We start from the raw sequence: 20,275 nt of genomic DNA on the forward strand, positions 1-20,275 counted from the left end.
ATGCCGATGAGGATCGAAGATTACGCCCTCATCGGAGACCGCCACACGGCCGCCCTCATCGGTCGCGACGGCAGCATCGACTGGCTGTGCTTTCCTCGCCTCGACTCGCCGTCAATGTTCGGAGCGCTTCTCGGGTCTGAACAGCACGGCCGATGGCTCCTAGCGCCAGCTGACCCTGTGCTCGAAACGCACCGTCGATATGACGGCGAGACGTTCATTCTCGTGACCCGCTGGGTGATTTCGACCGGCGAAGTCGAGACGACCGAGTTCATGGCGTCGGGCGATCGACGTGCCGACATCATTCGACGCGTGCGAGGCATTCGCGGCACGGTGCGGATGAAGCAAGAGCTGCGAGTGCGCTTCGGCTATGCAAGCGCGATGCCGTGGATGCGCCAACAACCGGAAAAACGTAATCACGCGCTCGTCGCGGTGGCCGGCCCCGACGCCGTGGTTGTGCGCGGCCCCAAGCTCACCGCCGTCGATCACGCGCACGCCGGCGAATTCTCGGTAGCCGAGGGTGAGACCGTTGACCTGAGCCTGATCTGGTACCCCTCACACCGGCCTGTCCCTGGCCCGGTCGACGTGGACGGCTCGCTGCGCGAGACCCGCGCATCGTGGACGACGTGGGCAGAGTCGACCGAGGTCTCTGGCAGCTATTCCGCTGCGGTACGCCGCTCGCTGCTGGTGCTGAGAGCACTGACACACGAGGACACGGGCGGAATCGCCGCGGCTGCGACCACGAGCCTGCCGGAGACCTGGGGCGGCGTTCGCAACTGGGACTACCGCTTCGTCTGGCTGCGGGATGCCTCCCAGACGGTGGAGGTGCTGCTCAGTCGCGGGTTCAGTACCGAGGTCGAACCGTGGCGCGGGTGGTTGCTGAGGGCAATCGCTGGGGCCCCCTCAGACGTCCAGATCATGTATGGCCTTGGGGGCGAACGTGAGCTCGCCGAGTCTGAAGTTCACACCTTGCCCGGCTACCGCGGAGCGGTGCCCGTGCGCCGCGGCAACGACGCTCACAAGCAGTTTCAGGGTGACGTCTTTGGCGAGGTGATGTTCGCGCTGCACAGGGCCCGAGACAAGGGCATCACCGAGGGGCGTTTCTCCTGGCCCCTGCAACGCGCCCTCATGGCCTTCGTCGAGGAGGTATGCCACCGCCCCGACAGCGGTATCTGGGAAATCAGGGGCCCCAGCCGCCACTTCACTCATTCCCGAGTCATGATGTGGGCGGCATTCGACTGCGCTATTCGCGGGGTGCGGGAGCACGGCCTCGACGGGCCTGTCGATCGCTGGGAGATCGCGCGCCAAGAGCTCGTCGACGAGATCGAGACGCAAGGATTCAACGCGGAACTCGGCAGCTACGTGCAGTTCTACGGCAGCACTGAGGTGGATGCCTCGCTGCTGCAGCTCGCCCAGGTGGGCTACCTCGCCCACGATGACCCCCGGATGCTCGGCACGGTCGCAGCAATCGAACGCACCCTCATGAGAGACGGGTTGCTGCTCAGGTACCGCACCGAAGCCGGCATCGACGGGCTCCCACCCGGCGAGCATCCCTTTCTCGCCTGCTCGTTCTGGCTGGTCGAGCACTATGCGCTCAGCGGTCGGCTGGACGAGGCAATCACCCTGATGGATCGCCTGGTCGGATTCAGTAACGACGTCGGGCTGCTGTCGGAGGAATACGACGTTGAGCAACGCTGTCAGGTCGGCAACACCCCGCAGGCGCTCTCGCATCTCGCCCTCGTGCGTGCTGCCGGGGCCATCGACACCGCAACCGCGATGACAAGCGCCTGATGGCCACGACAACGACACTGTCGCGCCGGGACGCTGTGCGCCTCTCCCGGCTGCGCCTAACCGCGCAGAAGGTCGCTCCTGGGGCTGGCCCGGCTCTCACTCCCTCCGCTCTCGTCCGCCATCTGTTCGCGCTGCAGGCTCAAGATCTTGCTGCCGCCACATGGGCGGTGGCAGTGCGAAGCCCCGGCACCACCGAAACTGACGTTGGTGAGGCTCTTCGCGAGGGCAGCATCGTGCGGTCGTGGCCCATGCGCGGAACGCTCCATCTGGTCGCCCCGGAGGACCTCGATTGGATGCTGCGACTGACCGCGCCGCGGACGATCGCCTCGGCCGCGCCGCGATTTGCCGAGACAGGGCTGACCGCGAGGATGCTCGATCTGGCGGCGCAGGTGGCCCACGACCGGCTGGCAGGGGGGCGCGCTCTGACTCGGGCAGAGCTTGTCGCTGCTCTGGCGGAGGAAGGGGTGCCCACGGCCGGCCAAGGCGGCTATCACTGCCTCTGGTTTCTTGCTCACAGCCGCGTCATCTGCGCCGGACCACCGAGCGGGAAGCAGCAGACGTTCGTCCTGCTCGACGAATGGGCACAGAACCCTCGGCGTATCGAGGGCGACGAGGCCCTCGGCGAGATGGCCGCCCGGTATTTCGTAGGGCACGGCCCGGCCACCGTGCGAGATTTCGCCTGGTGGGCGTCTCTCACTCTCGCCCAGGCTCGCCGCGGTCTCGCGGTGGCCGAGGCAGGACTGGCCTCCATCACGGTGGGCGATACCGTCTACCACCTCTCCCCCGAACTCTTGGATTCGGGGCCGCTGGCGTCGGCATCCGGGGTCTTTCTCTTGCCCAGCTTCGACGAAATGTTGCTCGGGTACCAGGACCGCAGCGCGACTGTGCCGCCAGAGCACCTCACCTCCGTCGTGCCGGGCAAAAACGGCCTGTTCCTGCCCGTCATCGTGGCAGGCGGCACCACGGTCGCCACGTGGCGGCGCACCATCGCACGAGATCACGTCGATATCATCGCGGCGCCGTTCACGACCATGTCGTCCACGGTGAAACGAGGCTACGAGAGGGGTGCCCGCGCGTATGCGCGATACCTGGGTGCCTCCCTTATGCCCTCGGCCTACTACGGTGTCGCCACGCCGTAACGACCCGGGTGCTTGACCCTGTGTTGGGCGGCTGATAACTTGCGAGCTGTCGGAATGTCGGGGCCACCCACCCCGCCGACACGACGGATGTTTGCTCCACCCTGAGCCGCATCCCGTCGCCGCTTCCCTACCCGAGTTTGTTACCCGAGAGCGTTACCCGAAATGTCTCTTCCGCACGCAGAGTTCGCTGCTGCCTACTCCGCGGCGCCCGTCAGCACGATCGCGACGGTCATCGTCGCTGGTGTCGTCCTGCTCGGCGGAATCGGCATGTACCTTCGTCACATCCACACATCGGCCGGGCTCTCGAGAACCCACACGATCGGGGCTATCGTCAGTGCGTGCGCCGTCACGGTCGCGACGCTCACCCTGACGGTGTCCCTCGCCACGGTGCCACCGGCCTCTGCCGAGCCGCCGACGCTCACAACAGACGACACCGAGGCCGTGCAGCCCAGTGACGCACCAGGGCTCCAGCTGCCCACACTGTCGGTCGAATAGCGCCCCACCGTCGCCAATCAAAGCGGCTACGGTGAATACATGAGACCGTTCGCCACTGTGAGGGCCACGGCTCGAGCCCCCGTCATTCAGGTCGTCAAGACCTCGGTCGCCATCATCGTTTCGTGGCTCATCTGCGCACCGCTTCTCAGCCAGCCCCTGCCCGTTTTCGCCGCGATTGCAGCACTGCTGGTGATGCAGCCGAGCGTCACCCAGTCGCTCTCCAAGGGCATTGAGCGCAGCCTCGGAGTCATCCTCGGGGTCGTGCTCGCCTATGGCGCTGGGCTCCTTTTTGGGCACTCGAGCTTCGTCGTGCTCATCCTCATCGTCGTGGCAATCGTGCTCTCGTGGGCCCTGCGACTCTCGCCGGGGTCGGCCAATCAGATCCCTATCAGCGCGATGATCGTCCTCGCCGTCGGTGGGGGCGATAACCCTGCCTACGCTGCCGAGCGCATCATCGAGACCATTATTGGCGCTGTCGTGGCCCTCATCGTAAATATGGCCATCGTGCCTCCCGTGCAGGTCGCGCCCGCCGTCACGAGCGTCAAACGCCTTGCAGCACAGGTTGCCGAATCACTTGATGCGCTGGCAGACGCGCTCATGACGGTGACTCCCCGGGACCAGCTCTCGGCGATGCTGACCCACGCGAGATCCCTGCGCCCACTTCAAAAGAGCGCGGCAGAAGCCATCAGCAACGCTGAGGAGAGTCTTCTGCTTAACCCCCGGAGCGCGAAGCATCGCGCCCAACTGGCGCGTCTGCGTGATCTGCTATCGCGACTCGACGTGCTCGTGACGCGGGCCATCGGCATGACGAGAGCGGTGCACGATCACTACGATGCTGGCCTGCCCCAGGAACCCATCGCGGCATCCATCGCCCGTGAACTCACCAGAGCTGCCCACGATCTGAGGCTGCTCGCAGAAATTGCCACCGCCTCGGAGAAGGCGCCAAGCCCCACGGTGGTCGAGCCCCCGGCGCTCACCTCGCCGCTCTCGGTCGCGGCCCCGCATCCTGAACACTGGATCTTGATCGGTTCTCTACTTGAGGACCTGCGCAGGGTTCGCGAGGCGATAATCGACGAGGCCGACTCGTAGCGCCTACAGGTTCCAGTTGAGGGTTGCGAACTCCTCGAGAGAGATGCCCAGCTGACCCGCATGGTTGGCTACAGCGGACCGAGCCTCGAGGGTCTCCACATCGTCCCGGACCAGCACGTTGAGGCCGGCCGCCATCACGACGGTCTTGGCAAATCGAACCACCAGCAACCCGCGCTCCGGGCTCGTGCCCGCGACACTCCAGCGCGTGGCGACCGGTTTGCGAAGGCCCTCTCCCCGCCACACGAACTCTCCGCGCACGAAGCGTGACTTGCCCTTGATCAGACGGTGCCGTCCGTCCGCAGCGTCGAACTCGATCGTTTCACTGATGACGAGCGGGTTAGCCGACGCGACGCCGTAATGATAGCGGGGCCCAGTGGCCCGCCCGCGCGTCCAAAACGGCACATTGCTCGCCTCAAGCCGCCACGAACCGGGGAGCGACTCGGCTAGTTGGTGAACTGACGGATTGGTTGGCATGGCAACACCCTAGCGATGCTGGATGGATGCCGCATGCCCGGGCCCAGGCCAGCTCACAAGCGCGAGACCTCGGTGATGCGAACGACCGCCACGCCCTGCTCGTCGCTCTCGGCGAGGTCGACCGTCGCGCTGATTCCCCAGTCGTGATCGCCGTCCGGGTCGTCGAAGATCTGGCGCAGACGCCAGACTCCAGGCTCCTTCTCGACGATGAGCAGAGCGGAACCGCGGGCATCCGCACCCGTCAGCAGGTCGTCGTGGTCGGCCCAGTAGCCGTCCATGGCCTCGCGCCACGCATCGCTTGTGAACCCACTTGCCGCATCCAGCTCGCCGAGCTGCTCGTAATCTTCGCGCTCGGCGAGGAGCACACGGCGGAACATCTCGTTGCGCACCAAGACCATGAAGGCTCGCTCGTTCGATGTGACGCCCCTCGGTGTCGGGGGCAACGCCGGCGCGGAACTGTGATGCTCGGGGTCGGGGTGGGTCATCTCCTCCCATTCGTCCAGCAGGCTCGAATCGACCTGCCGCACCAACTCCCCCAGCCACTCAATAATGTCGCGAAGCTCGTCGTTCTTGAGTTCATCCGGGATCGTCTGCCGCGCGGCCTTATAAGCGTCGGACAGGTAGCGCAGCACAAGCCCCTCGCTGCGAGCGAGCTTGTAATAGCCGATGTAGTCGTTGAACGTCATGGCTCTCTCGTAGAGATCCCGCACGACCGACTTTGGCTTGAGTTCGAAGTCGCCAACCCACGGTTGCGACGCACGATAGGTGGCGAATGCAGCCTCGAGCAGCTCCTCGAGGGGCTTCGGATACGTCACCGATTCCAGCAGCTCCATGCGCTGGTCATACTCGATTCCTTCGGCCTTCATCGCGGCCACCGCTTCACCGCGTGCCATCGACTGCTGGGCGGAAAGCACCGGCCGCGGGTCTTCGAGAGTGGACTCCAGAATCGAGATGATGTCGAGCGCGAACCCTGGCGGGAACTCCCCCACTGAGCCGTCGGCGTTCTCAGCCGGGCTGATGAGGTCGAACACGGCAAGCGCGAACGGCGAGAGCGGCTGATTCAGGGCGAAGTTGGGCTGCAAATCGACCGTGAGCCGGATGCTTCCCCCGCCGTCTTCGACCACCCCAGCGGTGCGCAGGGTGCGATAGATGGCGAGAGCCTGGCGCAGCAACGCCAGCTGCTTGAGCCGAGGCTCGTGGTTGTCTTCGAGCAGCGCGCGGGTCTCGGCGAACGCGTCTCCGCCCCTCGCGATCACGTTGAGAAGCATCGAGTGGCTCACATTCATCGTGGACGTGAGCTTCTCGGGCTCGGCACCAATCAGCCGTTCGAAGCTCGGCTGCCCCCATGAGACAAACCCCTCCGGCGCCTTCTTGCGCACGAGCTTTTTCAGCTTCTTGGGGTCGTCCCCTGCCTTGGCCACGGCCTTCGCATTCTCTGACTCGTGCTCGGGCGCCTGAACGACGACCGTGCCGGCCGTGTCGAACCCCGCACGCCCCGCGCGCCCCGCGATCTGATGGAACTCCCGCGCAGTGAGCTGGCGCATCCTCGTTCCGTCGAACTTGGTAAGACCCGTCAGCAGCACGGTGCGGATGGGCACATTGATGCCGACACCGAGCGTGTCGGTGCCGCAGATCACACGAAGGAGGCCCCGCTGGGCAAGCTGCTCAACGAGCCGCCGATACTTGGGGAGCATGCCGGCATGATGCACACCGATGCCCGATCGAACTAGTCGAGAGAGCGTGCGGCCAAAGTTGGTGGTGAACCGAAAATCGCCGATCGCCTCGGCAATCTCGTCGCGTTGCTCCCTGCTGGCAACCTTGATGCTCGTGAGGGCTTGAGCACGCTCGAGGGCCGCTAGTTGCGAAAAGTGGACGATGTAGACGGGTGCCTGGTGGGTCTGCAGAAGCTCCTCGACCGTCTCATGCACTGGTGTCGTCACATATTCGAAGTGGAGAGGAACCGGGCGATCGACCCCCGTGACGGTTGCGGTCGGTCGACCCGTTCGCCGGCTCAGGTCGAGGGCAAGCCAATCCACGTCACCGAGGGTCGCCGACATGAGGATGAACTGCGCGCGGGGCAGCGTGAGCAGAGGCACCTGCCAAGCCCACCCGCGCTCGGGCTCTGCATAGAAATGAAACTCGTCCATCACGACCTGGCCGACATCGGCATCCGCACCCTCGCGGAGGGCGAGATTTGCAAGGATCTCGGCCGTGCAGCAAATGATGGGGGCGTCGGCGTTCACACTCGAATCGCCCGTGACCATGCCCACGTTCGCTGCCCCGAAGATCTCGACGAGGGAGAAGAACTTCTCTGACACGAGCGCCTTGATGGGGGCCGTGTAATAGCTGCGTTGCCCCTGCGCCATCGCCGCGAAATGCGCTCCGATTGCCACGAGGGACTTGCCAGACCCCGTCGGTGTGCTCAGGATGAGGTTCGACCCGGAGACAATCTCGATGATCGATTCCTCCTGCGCGGGGTAGAGCGAAAGCCCCCTCCCCTCTGCCCACTCAGAAAACGCATCGAATGCGGCGTCGGGGTCCCACGGGCGAGGGGCGAGCTCCGGCAACAGGCGGGTGGTGGGAGTGCTCGCATCGGAATTCATCGTGGTTCGATCCTGCCCTACTCGCCCGGGAGTTTCTCGCGGCCCGCGGCGACACCCCGCGGCGTTATCCGGGCTAGCGCGGTCTAGACATACGGCGGCCGCGCGGGGGCAACCCGGGGAATGCGGCCAAGCCACGGTGCAAAAAACAAGATCGCGGCCGCGACGCCGCACACGATGAGCCAGCCCGGCTGGAGCCCCGCCGCAGTCAGCGCGGAGATGGCGCTCCCGAGAAAGACTCCCCTCAGCACGGTTCCCGCCCACCACACCGACTCAGCCTTGAGCGGAGGTTCACCATCATTGCGCTCGGTGGCGAGCGCCGACGATCTGCGCCAGGCCACCATTGCGCCGTAGCGCCGCCATAGCAGTTCGTTGAGCCACAGCCCGATCGCGGCGAAGGCCACCGCAACCACATATTTGTTCACCCCGTCGGCGCCGAGAAGCCAGCCCAGCCAACCTGCCTCGCCCACCTGCCCCAGAAGGCCCCTCAACGAATCCAGAACCGACTGCGCGAAACCGGCCGTGATGCCCGGGCCCAACGCAACAAGGGCTGCGCTGAACAGCACGAGCACACGATTGAGCCCGAGGGCGCGCACACCCTCGACATGAAGCTGCGTGCGCAGAAGCTCACCCGTTGCCTTCGCCGCATCGCGGGTTATCGCGCCCGTCTGCGCTGGCGATGATGGCCCCGTCGCCGTGGAGGAATCGAGCACGAGGCGCGCCAACGGGTCGATGACCTGCACGATGTTCTGGGCGTAACTCTGGTGGTCGGTGAGAGGAAGAGCGGTGTTGTGCAGCGGATGCTCCTCCGGCCCCTTCGCGGTGGGGGTGCCCCGTGGTTCCAGCCCGAAGCTCTCGTACCAGCGCTCCCGCCGTGCTGCCCCATCCGTGGAGATCGGCCCCGCCGCGAACGGGTCCCAGATGCCCCAAAAGTTGAGCCATCGAATCTGCTGAGCGGCAAGCGACCATCCCTGCACAGGATTAATGAGCACGGGTGTCTTGCCGATTCCGGCCGCCGCCACCGCGCCAGGGCGAGTCGCTCCCTTCACCCACTGGGCCTCGCCAAGCAGGGTGATCGCCGCACCCACGGTGAGGAGAGCATCGACGCGAGGTGGTTGGATGCCGTCGGGTTGGTTGAAGAGCAGATCGGCCGTGATTGCCGCCCCCTCCGAGTGAGCCACCACGATGAGCCGCGTCTCAGCAGTTGCCGGGTCTGGGAGACCTTCTCGTGCAGCGATGAGCGAGTCTTCCACCGCCTGCCGCATTGCCGCAGCCCTCACGGGTCTGCGAGTCCACACCGCGACGTCACCGACAAAGTCGACGACGGCATCCACCATCCCCTGCAGAAGCCGTCCCAGCCCCGGCAAAAACAGCAGCGGGCCGATCACGAGCAAAGCCACGCTGAGCACGAGAGACGCAACGAATAGAAACCACCAGAGCGCGGCCACAAGCACCGCGACGAGCGCCCCCACAATGAGCGTCCAGATCCACCGCACTAGCCAGAGAATGCGCCACCCCACTCCGACGACGCGACCGCGCGGCAGGGCCTCGCTGACGAGCAAGGCCATGTTGCGCGAAAAGTGCCCGCCGAGACGACCGACGGTCCGCCAGAGAAACCCCAGCCCCCAGCTAAAAATCTCTCCGCGCTTCATCGCGAGAAAAGAATCAGACCAGCGCGCCTCAGTGACGGTGAGATCGAGGATTCTGCGTCGGCCGCTCTCGTCGAGGTATTGGGCGGAAATGCTCACGCGTCCTGGCTGATCGTCACCGAGCACAACATCCGAGAACCGCACACCCTGGCCGACACCCAGCCTCCATTCGATGCGGCGCACAAGCGGCTCCGCCCATTCCAGGAGCGTCTCAGACGACTTCTGATGGCCCATGCCGTGCACGACGACGAGCGCGACGCTGTTGACTGCGCGATCATCGCTCGTCATGGCGTTCCTCCGCACCGTCATCGGGGGTGAACAAAGCTGGCCTGGCGTTTTCACACTACGCCCGTCATGAGCATTCCACAGCCCGCGCGGCCCCACCCTCGCGGGCCCTACTCCGCAGCGGAATTGCAGCGGCAGCCAGGTAGAATCGGCCCAATGACCGCAGCACCCGAATCGTCGACCGACCTGCCCGAGGTCGCTATCGATCCCGACGACCTCGCCACAACGCTTCGCGTTCTCGCCTCGATGGATGACATCGACGAGGAGCACCCCGACTTCATCACCGTCCGCCAGGCGACCGCACGCATGTTCAAGGCCGTCAAGCGCAACCGACGGCTTGAAAAGCGCGCCGTCATCGCGGAATCCGATCGCGCCGTTGTCGCGGCCACCGCGACGGGGGCTCCTGACCGCATCGACGATGAAACGCGAGGCGTTCCCCTCGAATCCGGCACGGAGGCTCCCGTCGCCGGGCATCTCATCAAGTCCCGGGCCTGCTACATCTGCAAGCAGCACTACACGCAGGTGGACGCGTTCTACCATCAGCTCTGCCCCGAGTGCGCAGCGTTTAGCCACTCCAAGCGCAACGCTCATGCCGATCTCACCGGCAAACGGGCGCTTCTCACGGGCGGGCGAGCCAAGATCGGCATGCACATCGCCCTTCGCCTGCTTCGCGACGGCGCCCACACCACCATTACGACCCGGTTCCCTCGTGATGCCGTCCGCCGGTTCTCTTCACTTGAGGATTCCGGCGACTGGCTGCACCGCCTGCGAATCGTCGGAATCGACCTGCGCGACCCCGCCCAGGTCATCGGCCTCGCTGACTCGGTTGCGGCGCAGGGCCCGCTGGACATCCTTATCAATAACGCGGCCCAGACCGTGCGTCGTTCGCCCGGTGCCTACAGCGCCCTCGTCGACGCCGAGCTTGCCCCGCTGCCCGACGGCCCGCTACCGGAGCTCGTGACCTTTGGGCACACTAATGACGCGCATCCGCTCTCGATTGCTGCGTCTGTGAGTGCGCATCCGCTGCTCGCCCGCACTGCCGTGGACGCCGATAAGAAGACTTCGGCCGAAAACCTGGCAGCAGAGGCGATGATGGCCGGTTCATCGTCCCTCGAACGGCTGGCCGCTGGCACGGCAATCGATGCGGGAGGCCTCATCCCCGACGAGGATCACATCAACAGCTGGACCCAGCATGTTCAGCAGGTGGAGCCGCTCGAAATGCTTGAGGTGCAGCTCGCCAATGCGACGGCACCGTTCTTGCTGATCAGCCGATTGCGCGCCGCGATGGCCGCATCGCCTTCTCGCCGCAAGTACGTGGTCAATGTCTCTGCCATGGAGGGCCAGTTCGCTCGCCGCTACAAGGGGCCGGGGCATCCGCACACCAATATGGCAAAGGCCGCTCTCAACATGCTCACCCGCACCAGCGCGGGAGAAATGCTCGAGACCGACGGCATCCTGATGACCGCCGTCGACACAGGGTGGATCACCGACGAGCGCCCCCACCACACCAAGATCCGCCTCGCCGAGGAGGGTTTTCATGCGCCCCTCGACCTCGTGGACGGAGCCGCCCGCGTCTATGACCCGATCGTTATGGGCGAGGCGGGCACCGATCTGTTCGGCGTTTTTCTCAAGGACTACAAGCCAGCAGCGTGGTGACCGACCTTTCCACCCTTGAGCTCGGAACCCGCGTGGTCGTTCGCTCGCGTATCGATGGCGGGTTCACCGACGCTGTCGGCTTTCTTCGGCAAACGGATGCAACGCACTGCGTTATCGAGACCAAACGCGGGCTCGTTTCTATTGCGTTAGACGACATAGTCGCGGCCAAAGAGGTTCCCCCTGCCCCGCAGCCACGGTCGCCGCGACGCTGAATAACGCCGGAGCACGGCAGTCCCTTATCGTCCGTGCTGGTAACCGTGCTCCCCGATGAGGGGAACGAATACCACCCCGAGAAGGCTCTCCTCAGCAAAATCGTCGCCGCTTCTTGTTGCCCGCATGAGTTGTTGATGTCCGCGGCGGCGCTCCACCGGCATGACGATACGGCCACCATCAGCAAGCTGCTCAAGGAGCGGGGATGGTATCTCGGGCCCCGATGCCGTGACCACGATGGCATCAAACGGTGCCTCGTCGGCGAGGCCCACCGTTCCATCTCCCACGTGGACCTGCACCGTGTCGAATCCGACCCGCTCCAGGGTCTCGGCCGCCCGCGCCGCGAGGGTGGCATGCCTTTCTATCGTGTGGACCTGGGCCGCGAGGCTCGCAAGCACTGCCGCACCGTAGCCAGATCCGGTGCCGATCTCCAGCACCGTGTCGCCAGGCGTGATACGCGCCGCCTCGGCCATGAACGCCACGATGTAGGGCTGGGAGATGGTCTGGCCATCGCCGATCGGCAGGGGGTTATCGTCAAAGGCCGAGGCGCGCGAATGCTGCGGAACAAACTCCTCGCGTGGCACCCGCGCCATCGCAGCGAGCACCCTCTCGTCTCGGACTCCCCTGTCTCGCAGGTCGTGGTCAACCATGCGCACTCGTTTGCTTTCGGTCGTCATCGTGGTGCTCCCGTTGCTTTAGCGCCCTCCCAGTTTCCGCGCGCCCTCTGAAAGACCGCAGGGAACTCCACATCGCGAGTTTCCCATCAGAGTGGGCGCGCGAAGGGGACCATGAATGCACCGTTCGTTCACAGTACGATGGCGGAAAGCGCCCCCACAAATGTGCGAGCATCCGTCGCCTACACTGGCCACGATGTCTACATTCCCTCGCCCGGCCTGGTTCTCGCCGACTGCCTATGACTCCGCTACCACGCACGAGCTTATGAGTTCTGGTGCGCGCATCAGCTATCGCACCGGCGGCAGCGGGTCCGGCCCCCGATTCCTATTCGTCCACGGCGGGCGAGCGCACTCAACCTGGTGGGCCGCGGAGGTCGCTCTCTTTGGTGCCAACACCCCCAAGTGGGCCGCTATGGACCTGTCTGGACACGGTGACAGCGAGTGGCGCGACAACTATCCCGCCAGCGCCTGGCTCGGCGAGCTCGAGGCAGTGGCCTCCGACCTCGCCCGTGACGACAGTCTCATTCTCGTGGGTCACTCTCTCGGCGGAATGCTCTCGCTTCTCCTCGGAGCTCGCGGCACGGTTCCGCGCATTGAGCACATCGTCTCCGTCGACGCCGTGCCGCTTGACCCCGCCTACGCGAGTGCTCAGGCCGAACCGTCGACCAGCAAGCCGTTTTACCCCACCATTGCCGAAGGAGCCGAGGCGTTCAGTTCGCGCTCAGCACGGGCAGGTTGGCCCTCATGGCTCGCCGAGTTCGTGGGCGAGCGCAGCCTCAGGCCACAGGATGGCGGCTGGGTGTGGAGGCACGACAATTCGTCCCGCACCATCGAGAGGCCGGTCCTCACCGAGCTCGGGGCGCTCGATCTCTCTCGCGTCACGCTTGTTTCTGGCTCTCGCTCGCCCTACGCTGCGTCGCTCAATGCCTCCGGTTTCGTGCAGATGGCGGGCAGTGCGCTCACCCATGTCCGTCTCGAAACAGGGCACGACGTGATGATGGAGAAACCAGCTGAGTTTCATCGCACCCTTATGGATGCCGTCGGCCGATAGATCGCGGCGGGATGGGTGTCCAGGGCGCGGCATCGAACCTATCCTTTTCTCGAACGCCACACGGCGGCCGCCGCGGCCATCCTCGTGACAGCGGCTCAAGGGAAGGAATCGAAGCATGGCTAACGAAGATTCGATCCAAGCGGCACCACACACCACGGCAAAACTCGCAGCAGAGTTTTTCGGCACATTCCTACTCGTCCTCGGCGGCGTCGGAACCGCCGTGTTCTCGGCGAGCTTTCCTGATTCAGAAAATCCGCTCGGCGTCGGGTTCCTCGGCGTCGCCATCGCGTTCGGACTCACGGTACTCATCGGCGTTTACGCGGTCGGCCACATTTCGGGCGGGCATTTCAATCCCGCCGTCACATTGGGCGTTGTGCTCTCTGGCCGAATGCCGTGGAAGGACGTTCCGGGGTACTGGATAGCCCAGCTCGTGGGCGGAGCGCTCGCCTCGACTGTCATATACGCGATCGCGGCCGGCGGCGCCGACGGCTTTCTCGATAACGCCGTCGAAAGCGGCTTCGCCTCCAACGGCTACGACGAGCTCTCCCCCGGAGGCTTCAACCTGATTTCGGTCATCGTCGCAGAGGTCGTACTCACTGCGGTATTCCTCTATGTGATCCTCGGAGCAACATCGGGGCGCGGGCCAGCAGGCTTCGCGGGAATCGCGATCGGCTGCACCCTCACGCTCATCCACCTCATCTCGATCCCGATCAGCAATACGTCCGTCAATCCCGCCCGCTCACTGGCCGCGGCCATCTATGGCGGCCCGGAGGCGCTCGGGCAAGTGTGGGTGTTCTTCGTCGCACCGCTTCTCGGGGCGCTCATCGCGGGTCTCACCTACAAGGTATTCTTCGAGAAGGTCATTGAAGAGAACCGCTAGGTTCTGGCTGCGGCTGGATGCTGAGGCACCAGCCGCAGCCGAAACAAACGGACCTCACGCCCCGACTCGCGCTCATATGCCCGGTATCCCGGCCACTGACCCTCGATCAGCTGCCAGGCGAACTCCCGATCTGGCCCCAGAAGGCGCTCCGCTCGCACCGGCATACGCCTGCCCCGCACCGTGATCTCTGCATCAGGATGCGCCAGCAGGTTATAGGTCCAGGCCGGGTGCTTTTCTCGGGCGAAACTCGTGCCCGCAACGATCGCGTTGCCCCGCCCGTCGGGCGTGTACATGAGCTCCGTGTCTCGAGGCAGCCCAGATTTCGCGCCGACCGTGTGCAGAACAAGCGAGGGCACAAGCAACCCGCTCAGTTGCGCCCTGCCGCCAGAAATTTTGCGAATGACGCGCTCTGCCCGCGGCATGACTCTGGGCGCCAGGCTGCGAAAGATCCGGGTTCTGGTGAGCGGAGCGATGCAGCGGCGAACCGTGCGCACAACAAAAGAGGCCATGACGACAATTGTGTCGTCATGGCCTCCCTTATCTCGCGTCATCGCGACAATTAGCCGATCGGGTCGAGAACTGTGTGATCGTCAATCCGGGCGGCAAGCCGGTCGAGGTGAAAAGTTTCGTCCCCGATCATCTGGCCAATCGCAAGGATGCGGCTTGCATAGTGGCCGACCGAGTACTCCGCGGTCATTCCGATGCCGCCGTGCAGCTGGATCGCATCGAGCGCGATGTGGCGACCGGCTCGGGCCACCTGCAGCGCCGCGTGGGATGCTGCTGCCGCAACATCCTCTGGCGTCGATCCCTCGTCGGCAGCGACAATCGTTGCCCAGGTGATGGCGCTGCGGGCGAGCTCGAGCTCGACATACATGTCCGCAGCACGAAAGGTGAGTGCCTGGAACTTGTTGAGAGTTACGCCAAACTGTTTGCGGGTCTTCAGGTACCCGACGGTGATGTCGAGCGCGACTGCCATCGCACCGAGCGCCTCGTGGGCATATGCGATTCTCGCCAGGTTGAGGGCATGCTCAAGCGCGGCGAGTGCGTCGCCGCCGTCCCCGAGTGCCACGGCGGGAGTGTCGGAGAAGGTCACTGTCGCGGCGCGGGAGCCATCGTGAGTGCGTTCCGTTTCGGTCGCGTAGCCGTCGGTAACCAGGAACAGCCCCGTGCCACCGTCGACCGCCGCCGAGACCACGAGAAGGTCGGCGCGGTCTGCCTGCACGACTGTCGACTTAACGCCGTTGAGCTTGCCATCGGAGTAGGTAACGGAGACGGCCTGAGCAGACCATCCGCGATTGGGTTCGAGCCAGGCGAGCACCGGAAGGGTCTGTCCCTCCGCGATCGCGTCGACGAGCTCGCTTTTCTGCTCGTCTGTGCCGACGGAATTGATCAGCCCACCCGCGAGAACAATGCTCTCCACGAAGGGGTCTGGTGCAATCACTCTGCCGAGCTCTTCCGCGGCAAGGGAGACCTCGGCGGCCGTTGCCTCGAATGGCAGGCTGAGAACGCCCATTTCAGCGAGCTGATCCCATGCCGCAAAGCCAGGCTCAGCCTTGGTCACGGCGCGGCGAGCCTCGGATGAGTCGTAGGTCTTGCCAACGAGCCCGCGCACAGCCTGCACGAGCGACTGCTGTTCTGTATCGATTGTGAATTCCACTGTTATAGCCCCAGAATCGTGCCGGCGATGATCGTGCGCTGGACCTCATTGGATCCACCGAAGATCGACACCTTGCGGTTGTTGAGAAAGACGCGAGAGTTCCAGCTTGTTGTGGCCGCAGGTCCTTCGATGTCCATGAGCAGCTCCGAGACGGCCTGGATGAGCACCGAACCCTTGATCTTGAGCACGCTGGACGCGGGATGCGGCTTGCCGCCGTCAGAGTGCGCCGCGACCCGCAGTGCGGTCGTTTCTAGCGCGAGAAGCTCGCTTTCGAGCGAGACGATGCGAGAAGCGAAACGATCGAGAACTCCCCGCTCCTTGGCGATCTCTTTGGCCGTCGCGAGGTGCCTCTGCGACGCGCCAACCTGGGCAATGCCGACACGCTCGTTGCCGAGCAAGAACTTCGCATAGGTCCAGCCAGCATTCTCTTCGCCGACCAGGTTGCCCACAGGCACCCGCACGTTGTCGAAGAACACCTCGTTCACCTCGAAGCCTCCATCGATCAACTCGATGGGGCGGACCGTCACGCCAGGGGTCGTCATGTCGATCAGCAGAAAGCTGATGCCCTGCTGCTTCTTGGGCGCGGCCGGGTCGGTACGCACGAGCATGAAGATCCAGTCGCCGTACTGGCCGAGTGTGGTCCACGTCTTCTGCCCGTTGACCACATACTCGTCGCCCTCGCGAACCGCGGTGGTCCGCAGCGACGCAAGGTCAGATCCCGCGTCGGGCTCGCTGAAGCCCTGCGCCCACCAGATGTCGAGATTCGCCGTCTTGGCCAGGAAGCGTTCCTTGAGCTCCTGCGAGGCAAAGTTTGCAATAACAGGCCCGACCATCGACGCATTGAAGGCGAGCGGCTGGGGCACGCCCGCGAGCTGCATCTCTTCGTGCCAGATATGACGCTGCAACTGCGACCAGTCTTTTCCACCCCACTCGAGCGGCCATCCAGGTACCGCGAGGCCGGCAGCGTTCAGAATCTGCTGGCTCTCCACCATCTCTTCTTTGGAGAGCTCTTGGCGGGCGATCACTTTCGATCGAATTCGTTCGGGGATCTGCGTCGTGAAAAATTCGCGCATCTCCTCCCTGAACTTTTGGTCTTCAGGGGACAACTGCAGTCTCATAAGGCTCCCTTGCACTCGGCTGTCATCACACACTAGGGGTGATGCACTCCGCGTCCGAGAGGATGCGCGAATCCGCCAGGCGACGTCGCATGATGAGCGCACGCCATTGGTCGGGCCTACAACCCGGGCCGCATCGCGGGAAAAACACGAAAGGGTCTGCTGCACGGGTAGGTGACAGTTTCTAGTCACGCAGCCAGTGCGGCTGGCGTGTTCATGATGGCCTCGAAGTCGATCGGGGTCAAACGTCCTAGGCGGGGTTGGCGACGGCGCCGATGGTAGGTCCGCTCGATCCAGGTCACGATCGCGATGCGCAGTTCTTCTCGGCGGGCCCAGGAGCGGCGGTCGAGGACGTTCTTCTGGAGCAGGCTGAAGAACGATTCCATGGCGGCGTTATCGCCGGCAGCGCCGACTTTGCCCATTGATCCGACCATGCGGTGATGGTTGATTGCGCGCAGGAACTTCCTGCTTCGAAATTGCGATCCGCGATCCGAATGGATCACGCAGCCGGCGACATCGCCGCGCATCGCAACGGCGTTCTCCAGCGCCCGGACGGCCAGGCTCGACTTCATCCGAGAGTCGATGGAGTACCCGACGATCTTGTTCGAGAACACGTCTTTGATCGCGCAGAGGTAAAGCTTGCCCTCCGCGGTTCGATGCTCGGTGATATCCGTCAGCCATAGCTGGTTCGGAGCGTCGGAGGTGAACTCGCGGCCCACGAGATCGTCATGGACCGGCGGGCCGACCTTCTTGCCGTTCTTGCCCCGCTTCTTCCCGAACGCGGACCACCAGCCGTTGTCGGAGGCGATCCGCCAGGCGGTCCGGTCCGCCATCGACTCCCCGACCTCGCGCGCCTCGTCGGCCAGGAGCCGATGCCCGAACTCGGGGTCGTCCCGGTGCGCATCGAATAGCGCGTTCGCGCGATAAGCCTCGACCACTTCAGTGTGGGTGACGGGGTTCGCCAACCACCGGTAGCAGGGCTGGCGAGCGAGCTTGAGCACCCGGCACGTCACCTTCACGGGGACCCCCTCAGCGGCGGGCTCAGTCACGAGCGGGTAGAGCCTTTTCCCGGCAAGTTGGCCTGCGACAGATACGCCGCCGCCCACCGCAGCACCTCGTTCTCCTGCTCCAACAGCCGGATCCGTCTGCGCGCCTCTCGCAGTTCGCCCCCCTCGCTTCGGGCCTGACCGGGCCGGGCGCCCTCCTCCACCGCGGCTCGCTGCAACCACTTCTCCAAGGTCATCGGGTGGACGCCGAAGTCTTTCGCGATCTGCTCGATCGTCACTCCGGGGTCGCGGTTACGCGCGACGCGCACGACATCGTCACGGAACTCTCGGGGATAAGGCTTCGGCACAATGACATCCTTCCAGCCCACCCTCCCGGGCAAGCCAACTCAGATGTCACCTATCCGTGCAGCAGATCCAAAGCCCCGCAACTAGGTTGCGGGGCTTGTCTGTTGTGGATCCAAGTGGGATTTGAACCCCTGACCCCCTGTTTTCTTCAGTGAGTTTGGGACTCGTCTCGTCTGAGCCAACGATTCGACATTTCTCGGAGAAAGTGCTGTTCGGCCGGTCTTTTCCAAAACCAAGCTTCTGTGTTGCGGTCCTCGATTCTATCGCAATTGGGCAAATTTCGACCAGTCTCGATGTCGCTGAAGTGTCGAATAAGTGTCGACCGCTCGCGCAGCGCGATGTGCTTGCAAAGTTGGCTGGCGTTTGGCTCCTGTGCAGCCAAGTTCACAACCAACCGAGGTAGTTCCTAGCGTCAAGCAACAGCCAGCGAACAGATGGCTTTCCAGACGTGACGGCCGTGCCCCTACCTGGTTGTAACGAGGCCGCCCAGAAGTATTGGGGCCATCGACAGGATCCTTGTCTTTCCCTCCGCCCCTCGAGCAGCTACTCTGGAACGAGCAGGTACTCACGTTAGATCGGAGCAGAAATGGCGATGCGTTCACAGCAGCCAGGCGACATAGTGATGCCCTCGAACTTCATCAGAGCAGCGCGCGAAGCCGGTTACGTTAGCATCTCGACCGCCCTCGCCGAACTAGTCGACAACGCTATCGAGGCGCAGGCCAGTGAGATCTTTCTGACCCTCACTCGCTCGGAAGCGAGCGGATTGCCACAGATCCAGGTGGAGGACAATGGAGTCGGGATGGACCACATTGAGTTGAGCAACTGCTTGCGATTCGGGGGATCCTCTCGGTTCGGCGGCGAGGGCTCATTTGGGCGATTTGGGATGGGTCTCCCGTCCGCTTCGCTTAGTCAAACCCGCACGATCGAAGTCACCGCCTGGCAACGAGACTTCCCAGCCCAAACGGTCTGTCTGGATGCCGATGAGATCGCGTCCGGACGGCCCGCGGACTTGACCCCCACGATCGGAATACGAGGCGCCACCGATTCGGGTTGCCGGGTTGTTTGGCGTGATTGCGATCGGATCGACTACCAGCGTCTAGCCTGGCTCGAGAAAGTGCTCCACCGCGATCTTGGGCGGATGTATCGACGATTCCTCGTCGGGAAATTGCGCCTCACTATCAACGGCAGGGCGGTGGCGCCCGTCGATCCGACACTCTTGACAACGGAGGTGAATGGGATCACAGCGCATCTGGCCATTGAGCCCCTCAGATATGAAATTTCCGTCGGCCCGGTCGACACGGCTTTCGTGACAGTTCGATTCTCAATGCTGCCGGTAAGCCATTGGCACGCACTCGACAACCTCACGAAGCGTCGCATTGGCATCGTGGGTAAGGGCGGAGTGTCGATCCTTCGCGCGGGTCGAGAGATAGCCAACGGCTGGCTCCTGATGGGTGCCAAACGAAAAGAGAACTACGACGATTGGTGGCGCTGTGAAGTTGAGTTTGATCCAGTGCTTGATGAGCACTTCGGAATTACGATCAACAAGCAAGGAGTTCGACCCTCTCGCGCGCTTCGCGAGGCACTGGAACCGGAACTCGAGTCCATCGCACGAATGCTGAACAATCGTGTGCGCCAGTTGTTTGAAGAAGTGAAGTTCAGTGCCGCGGCTGCTGACTCCTGCCGCATCGCGGAGACGGCCGATGTCGATCTGCCGGTCTTGGCGGGCCGCGGTCGCTCGAGTGGCCCGGTGCGTTACGAAATCCGATCAAGTCAGATGCCCATCGACTCGATGTTTCGGGCTGATTTTCATCAGCACACACTTACTCTCACGCTCAATGTCGACCATCCGGCGTTTGGTGCTCTCTACAAGCCACTTCAGGGGTTGCAGGAGCAGTCATCATCGGAAATGCGAACTGCGCTTGAACTGTTGATAATCTCATACGCACGCGCCACCCTTCAGATCGGTGCAGACGGCGATGATGTTCTTCGAGCATGGAGCGCAACATACGGACGGATGCTTCAGCGGTCATGACCAAGGAACCTAAGTACATTCCGCTGAGCTTGCCGCCAAAAGCTACGCGTGTTGAGCGACTGGGCTTCGCTCGACTAGCCAAGTACCTTGCGGGCCTTGACCCAGACTCTGTCGGGTCTGGCCTCGATC

The 20,275-nt window shown here is 63.9% G+C and carries 17 protein-coding genes; 9 read left to right on the plus strand and 8 right to left on the minus strand.

Going from position 1 to position 20,275, the window contains the following annotated elements:
- The 4 genes from C2138_RS07625 to C2138_RS07640 all read left to right on the plus strand — a co-directional run bounded on the left by C2138_RS07625 (position 1) and on the right by C2138_RS07640 (position 4,511).
- The gene (locus tag C2138_RS07625; protein ID WP_108516784.1) at positions 1-1,788 is read left to right on the plus strand and encodes a glycoside hydrolase family 15 protein; all 1,788 of its coding nucleotides are present in this window, start codon (positions 1-3) and stop codon (positions 1,786-1,788) included.
- Complete coding sequence (locus tag C2138_RS07630; protein WP_108516786.1) at positions 1,788-2,927, plus strand: winged helix DNA-binding domain-containing protein; 1,140 nt, start codon at positions 1,788-1,790, stop codon at positions 2,925-2,927. Before C2138_RS07625 ends, C2138_RS07630 begins: the two co-directional genes overlap by 1 nt.
- Before the next feature lie 162 nt (positions 2,928-3,089).
- Positions 3,090-3,422 carry a hypothetical protein gene (locus tag C2138_RS07635; protein ID WP_108516787.1) on the plus strand — a complete coding sequence of 111 codons (333 nt, stop codon included), beginning with the start codon at positions 3,090-3,092 and terminating at the stop codon, positions 3,420-3,422.
- A gap of 39 nt (positions 3,423-3,461) precedes the next feature.
- Entirely contained in the window at positions 3,462-4,511 is a 1,050-nt protein-coding gene (locus tag C2138_RS07640; protein ID WP_108516789.1) for an FUSC family protein, read from the plus strand.
- 3 nt (positions 4,512-4,514) lie between these two features.
- On the opposite strand, the gene C2138_RS07645 is transcribed toward C2138_RS07640, so the two are convergent.
- From C2138_RS07645 to C2138_RS07655, 3 genes are all read right to left on the minus strand, one after another.
- The gene (locus C2138_RS07645) at positions 4,515-4,985 is read right to left on the minus strand and encodes a hypothetical protein (RefSeq protein ID WP_108516790.1); all 471 of its coding nucleotides are present in this window, start codon (positions 4,983-4,985) and stop codon (positions 4,515-4,517) included.
- 53 nt (positions 4,986-5,038) lie between these two features.
- A complete protein-coding gene (locus C2138_RS07650; RefSeq protein WP_108516792.1) occupies positions 5,039-7,588 on the minus strand; it encodes a DEAD/DEAH box helicase in 2,550 nt (849 codons plus the stop codon).
- 83 nt (positions 7,589-7,671) lie between these two features.
- Positions 7,672-9,522, minus strand: a complete 1,851-nt coding sequence (locus tag C2138_RS07655) for a hypothetical protein (RefSeq protein ID WP_108516794.1) — start codon at positions 9,520-9,522, stop codon at positions 7,672-7,674.
- Positions 9,523-9,675: 153 nt separating this feature from the next.
- On the opposite strand from C2138_RS07655, the gene C2138_RS07660 reads away from it, so the two are divergent.
- Positions 9,676-11,175, plus strand: coding sequence for an SDR family oxidoreductase (locus C2138_RS07660; protein WP_108516796.1), 1,500 nt, complete (start codon positions 9,676-9,678; stop codon positions 11,173-11,175).
- Complete coding sequence (locus C2138_RS07665) at positions 11,172-11,387, plus strand: putative acetyltransferase (protein WP_108518938.1); 216 nt, start codon at positions 11,172-11,174, stop codon at positions 11,385-11,387. Before C2138_RS07660 ends, C2138_RS07665 begins: the two co-directional genes overlap by 4 nt.
- 24 nt (positions 11,388-11,411) lie before the next feature.
- Here the strand turns inward: C2138_RS07665 and C2138_RS07670 are convergent, their stop codons facing one another.
- Entirely contained in the window at positions 11,412-12,062 is a 651-nt protein-coding gene (locus tag C2138_RS07670; RefSeq protein ID WP_108516798.1) for a protein-L-isoaspartate(D-aspartate) O-methyltransferase, read from the minus strand.
- Between the two features lie 193 nt (positions 12,063-12,255).
- On the opposite strand from C2138_RS07670, the gene C2138_RS07675 reads away from it, so the two are divergent.
- Together C2138_RS07675 and aqpZ are read left to right on the plus strand one after the other, a co-directional pair.
- A complete protein-coding gene (locus C2138_RS07675; protein WP_159078169.1) occupies positions 12,256-13,110 on the plus strand; it encodes an alpha/beta fold hydrolase in 855 nt (284 codons plus the stop codon).
- 115 nt (positions 13,111-13,225) lie between these two features.
- Positions 13,226-13,990, plus strand: coding sequence for an aquaporin Z (gene aqpZ, locus C2138_RS07680; protein WP_108516802.1), 765 nt, complete (start codon positions 13,226-13,228; stop codon positions 13,988-13,990).
- On the opposite strand, the gene C2138_RS07685 is transcribed toward aqpZ, so the two are convergent.
- The 4 genes from C2138_RS07685 to C2138_RS07700 all read right to left on the minus strand — a co-directional run bounded on the left by C2138_RS07685 (position 13,987) and on the right by C2138_RS07700 (position 18,116).
- Positions 13,987-14,541: a nitroreductase family deazaflavin-dependent oxidoreductase gene (locus C2138_RS07685; protein ID WP_241961078.1), complete on the minus strand. Its 555-nt coding sequence runs from the start codon at positions 14,539-14,541 to the stop codon at positions 13,987-13,989. The genes aqpZ and C2138_RS07685 overlap by 4 nt on opposite strands.
- Positions 14,542-14,549: 8 nt before the next feature.
- Entirely contained in the window at positions 14,550-15,647 is a 1,098-nt protein-coding gene (locus C2138_RS07690) for an acyl-CoA dehydrogenase family protein (protein ID WP_108516804.1), read from the minus strand.
- A 2-nt stretch (positions 15,648-15,649) separates the two neighbouring features.
- Positions 15,650-16,765 (minus strand): acyl-CoA dehydrogenase family protein, encoded by a 1,116-nt coding sequence (locus C2138_RS07695; protein ID WP_108516805.1) that lies wholly within the window; start codon positions 16,763-16,765, stop codon positions 15,650-15,652.
- Between the two features lie 185 nt (positions 16,766-16,950).
- A protein-coding gene (locus tag C2138_RS07700) for an IS3 family transposase (RefSeq protein WP_108518942.1) occupies positions 16,951-18,116 on the minus strand; the annotation gives its coding sequence in 2 pieces (ribosomal slippage) (positions 16,951-17,829 and positions 17,832-18,116; 1,164 coding nt in all).
- A gap of 584 nt (positions 18,117-18,700) precedes the next feature.
- Here C2138_RS07700 and C2138_RS07705 point away from each other — a divergent pair.
- The gene (locus tag C2138_RS07705; RefSeq protein ID WP_108516807.1) at positions 18,701-20,146 is read left to right on the plus strand and encodes an ATP-binding protein; all 1,446 of its coding nucleotides are present in this window, start codon (positions 18,701-18,703) and stop codon (positions 20,144-20,146) included.
- Positions 20,147-20,275: the final 129 nt, after the last annotated feature.

The sequence above is a fragment of the Salinibacterium hongtaonis genome, from assembly GCF_003065485.1.
Classification (GTDB): Bacteria; Actinomycetota; Actinomycetes; order Actinomycetales; family Microbacteriaceae; genus Homoserinimonas; species Homoserinimonas hongtaonis.

Coding starts and splice junctions, on each gene's coding strand:
- C2138_RS07635 (WP_108516787.1), top strand. CDS start 3,090: ATGTCTCTTCCGCACGCAGAGTTCGCTGCTGCCTACTCCGCGGCGCCC.
- C2138_RS07695 (WP_108516805.1), bottom strand. CDS start 16,765: ATGAGACTGCAGTTGTCCCCTGAAGACCAAAAGTTCAGGGAGGAGATG.
- C2138_RS07630 (WP_108516786.1), top strand. CDS start 1,788: ATGGCCACGACAACGACACTGTCGCGCCGGGACGCTGTGCGCCTCTCC.
- C2138_RS07650 (WP_108516792.1), bottom strand. CDS start 7,588: ATGAATTCCGATGCGAGCACTCCCACCACCCGCCTGTTGCCGGAGCTC.
- C2138_RS07645 (WP_108516790.1), bottom strand. CDS start 4,985: ATGCCAACCAATCCGTCAGTTCACCAACTAGCCGAGTCGCTCCCCGGT.
- aqpZ (WP_108516802.1), top strand. CDS start 13,226: ATGGCTAACGAAGATTCGATCCAAGCGGCACCACACACCACGGCAAAA.
- C2138_RS07705 (WP_108516807.1), top strand. CDS start 18,701: ATGGCGATGCGTTCACAGCAGCCAGGCGACATAGTGATGCCCTCGAAC.
- C2138_RS07640 (WP_108516789.1), top strand. CDS start 3,462: ATGAGACCGTTCGCCACTGTGAGGGCCACGGCTCGAGCCCCCGTCATT.
- C2138_RS07660 (WP_108516796.1), top strand. CDS start 9,676: ATGACCGCAGCACCCGAATCGTCGACCGACCTGCCCGAGGTCGCTATC.
- C2138_RS07625 (WP_108516784.1), top strand. CDS start 1: ATGCCGATGAGGATCGAAGATTACGCCCTCATCGGAGACCGCCACACG.
- C2138_RS07655 (WP_108516794.1), bottom strand. CDS start 9,522: ATGACGAGCGATGATCGCGCAGTCAACAGCGTCGCGCTCGTCGTCGTG.
- C2138_RS07675 (WP_159078169.1), top strand. CDS start 12,256: ATGTCTACATTCCCTCGCCCGGCCTGGTTCTCGCCGACTGCCTATGAC.
- C2138_RS07670 (WP_108516798.1), bottom strand. CDS start 12,062: ATGACGACCGAAAGCAAACGAGTGCGCATGGTTGACCACGACCTGCGA.
- C2138_RS07685 (WP_241961078.1), bottom strand. CDS start 14,541: ATGACGCGAGATAAGGGAGGCCATGACGACACAATTGTCGTCATGGCC.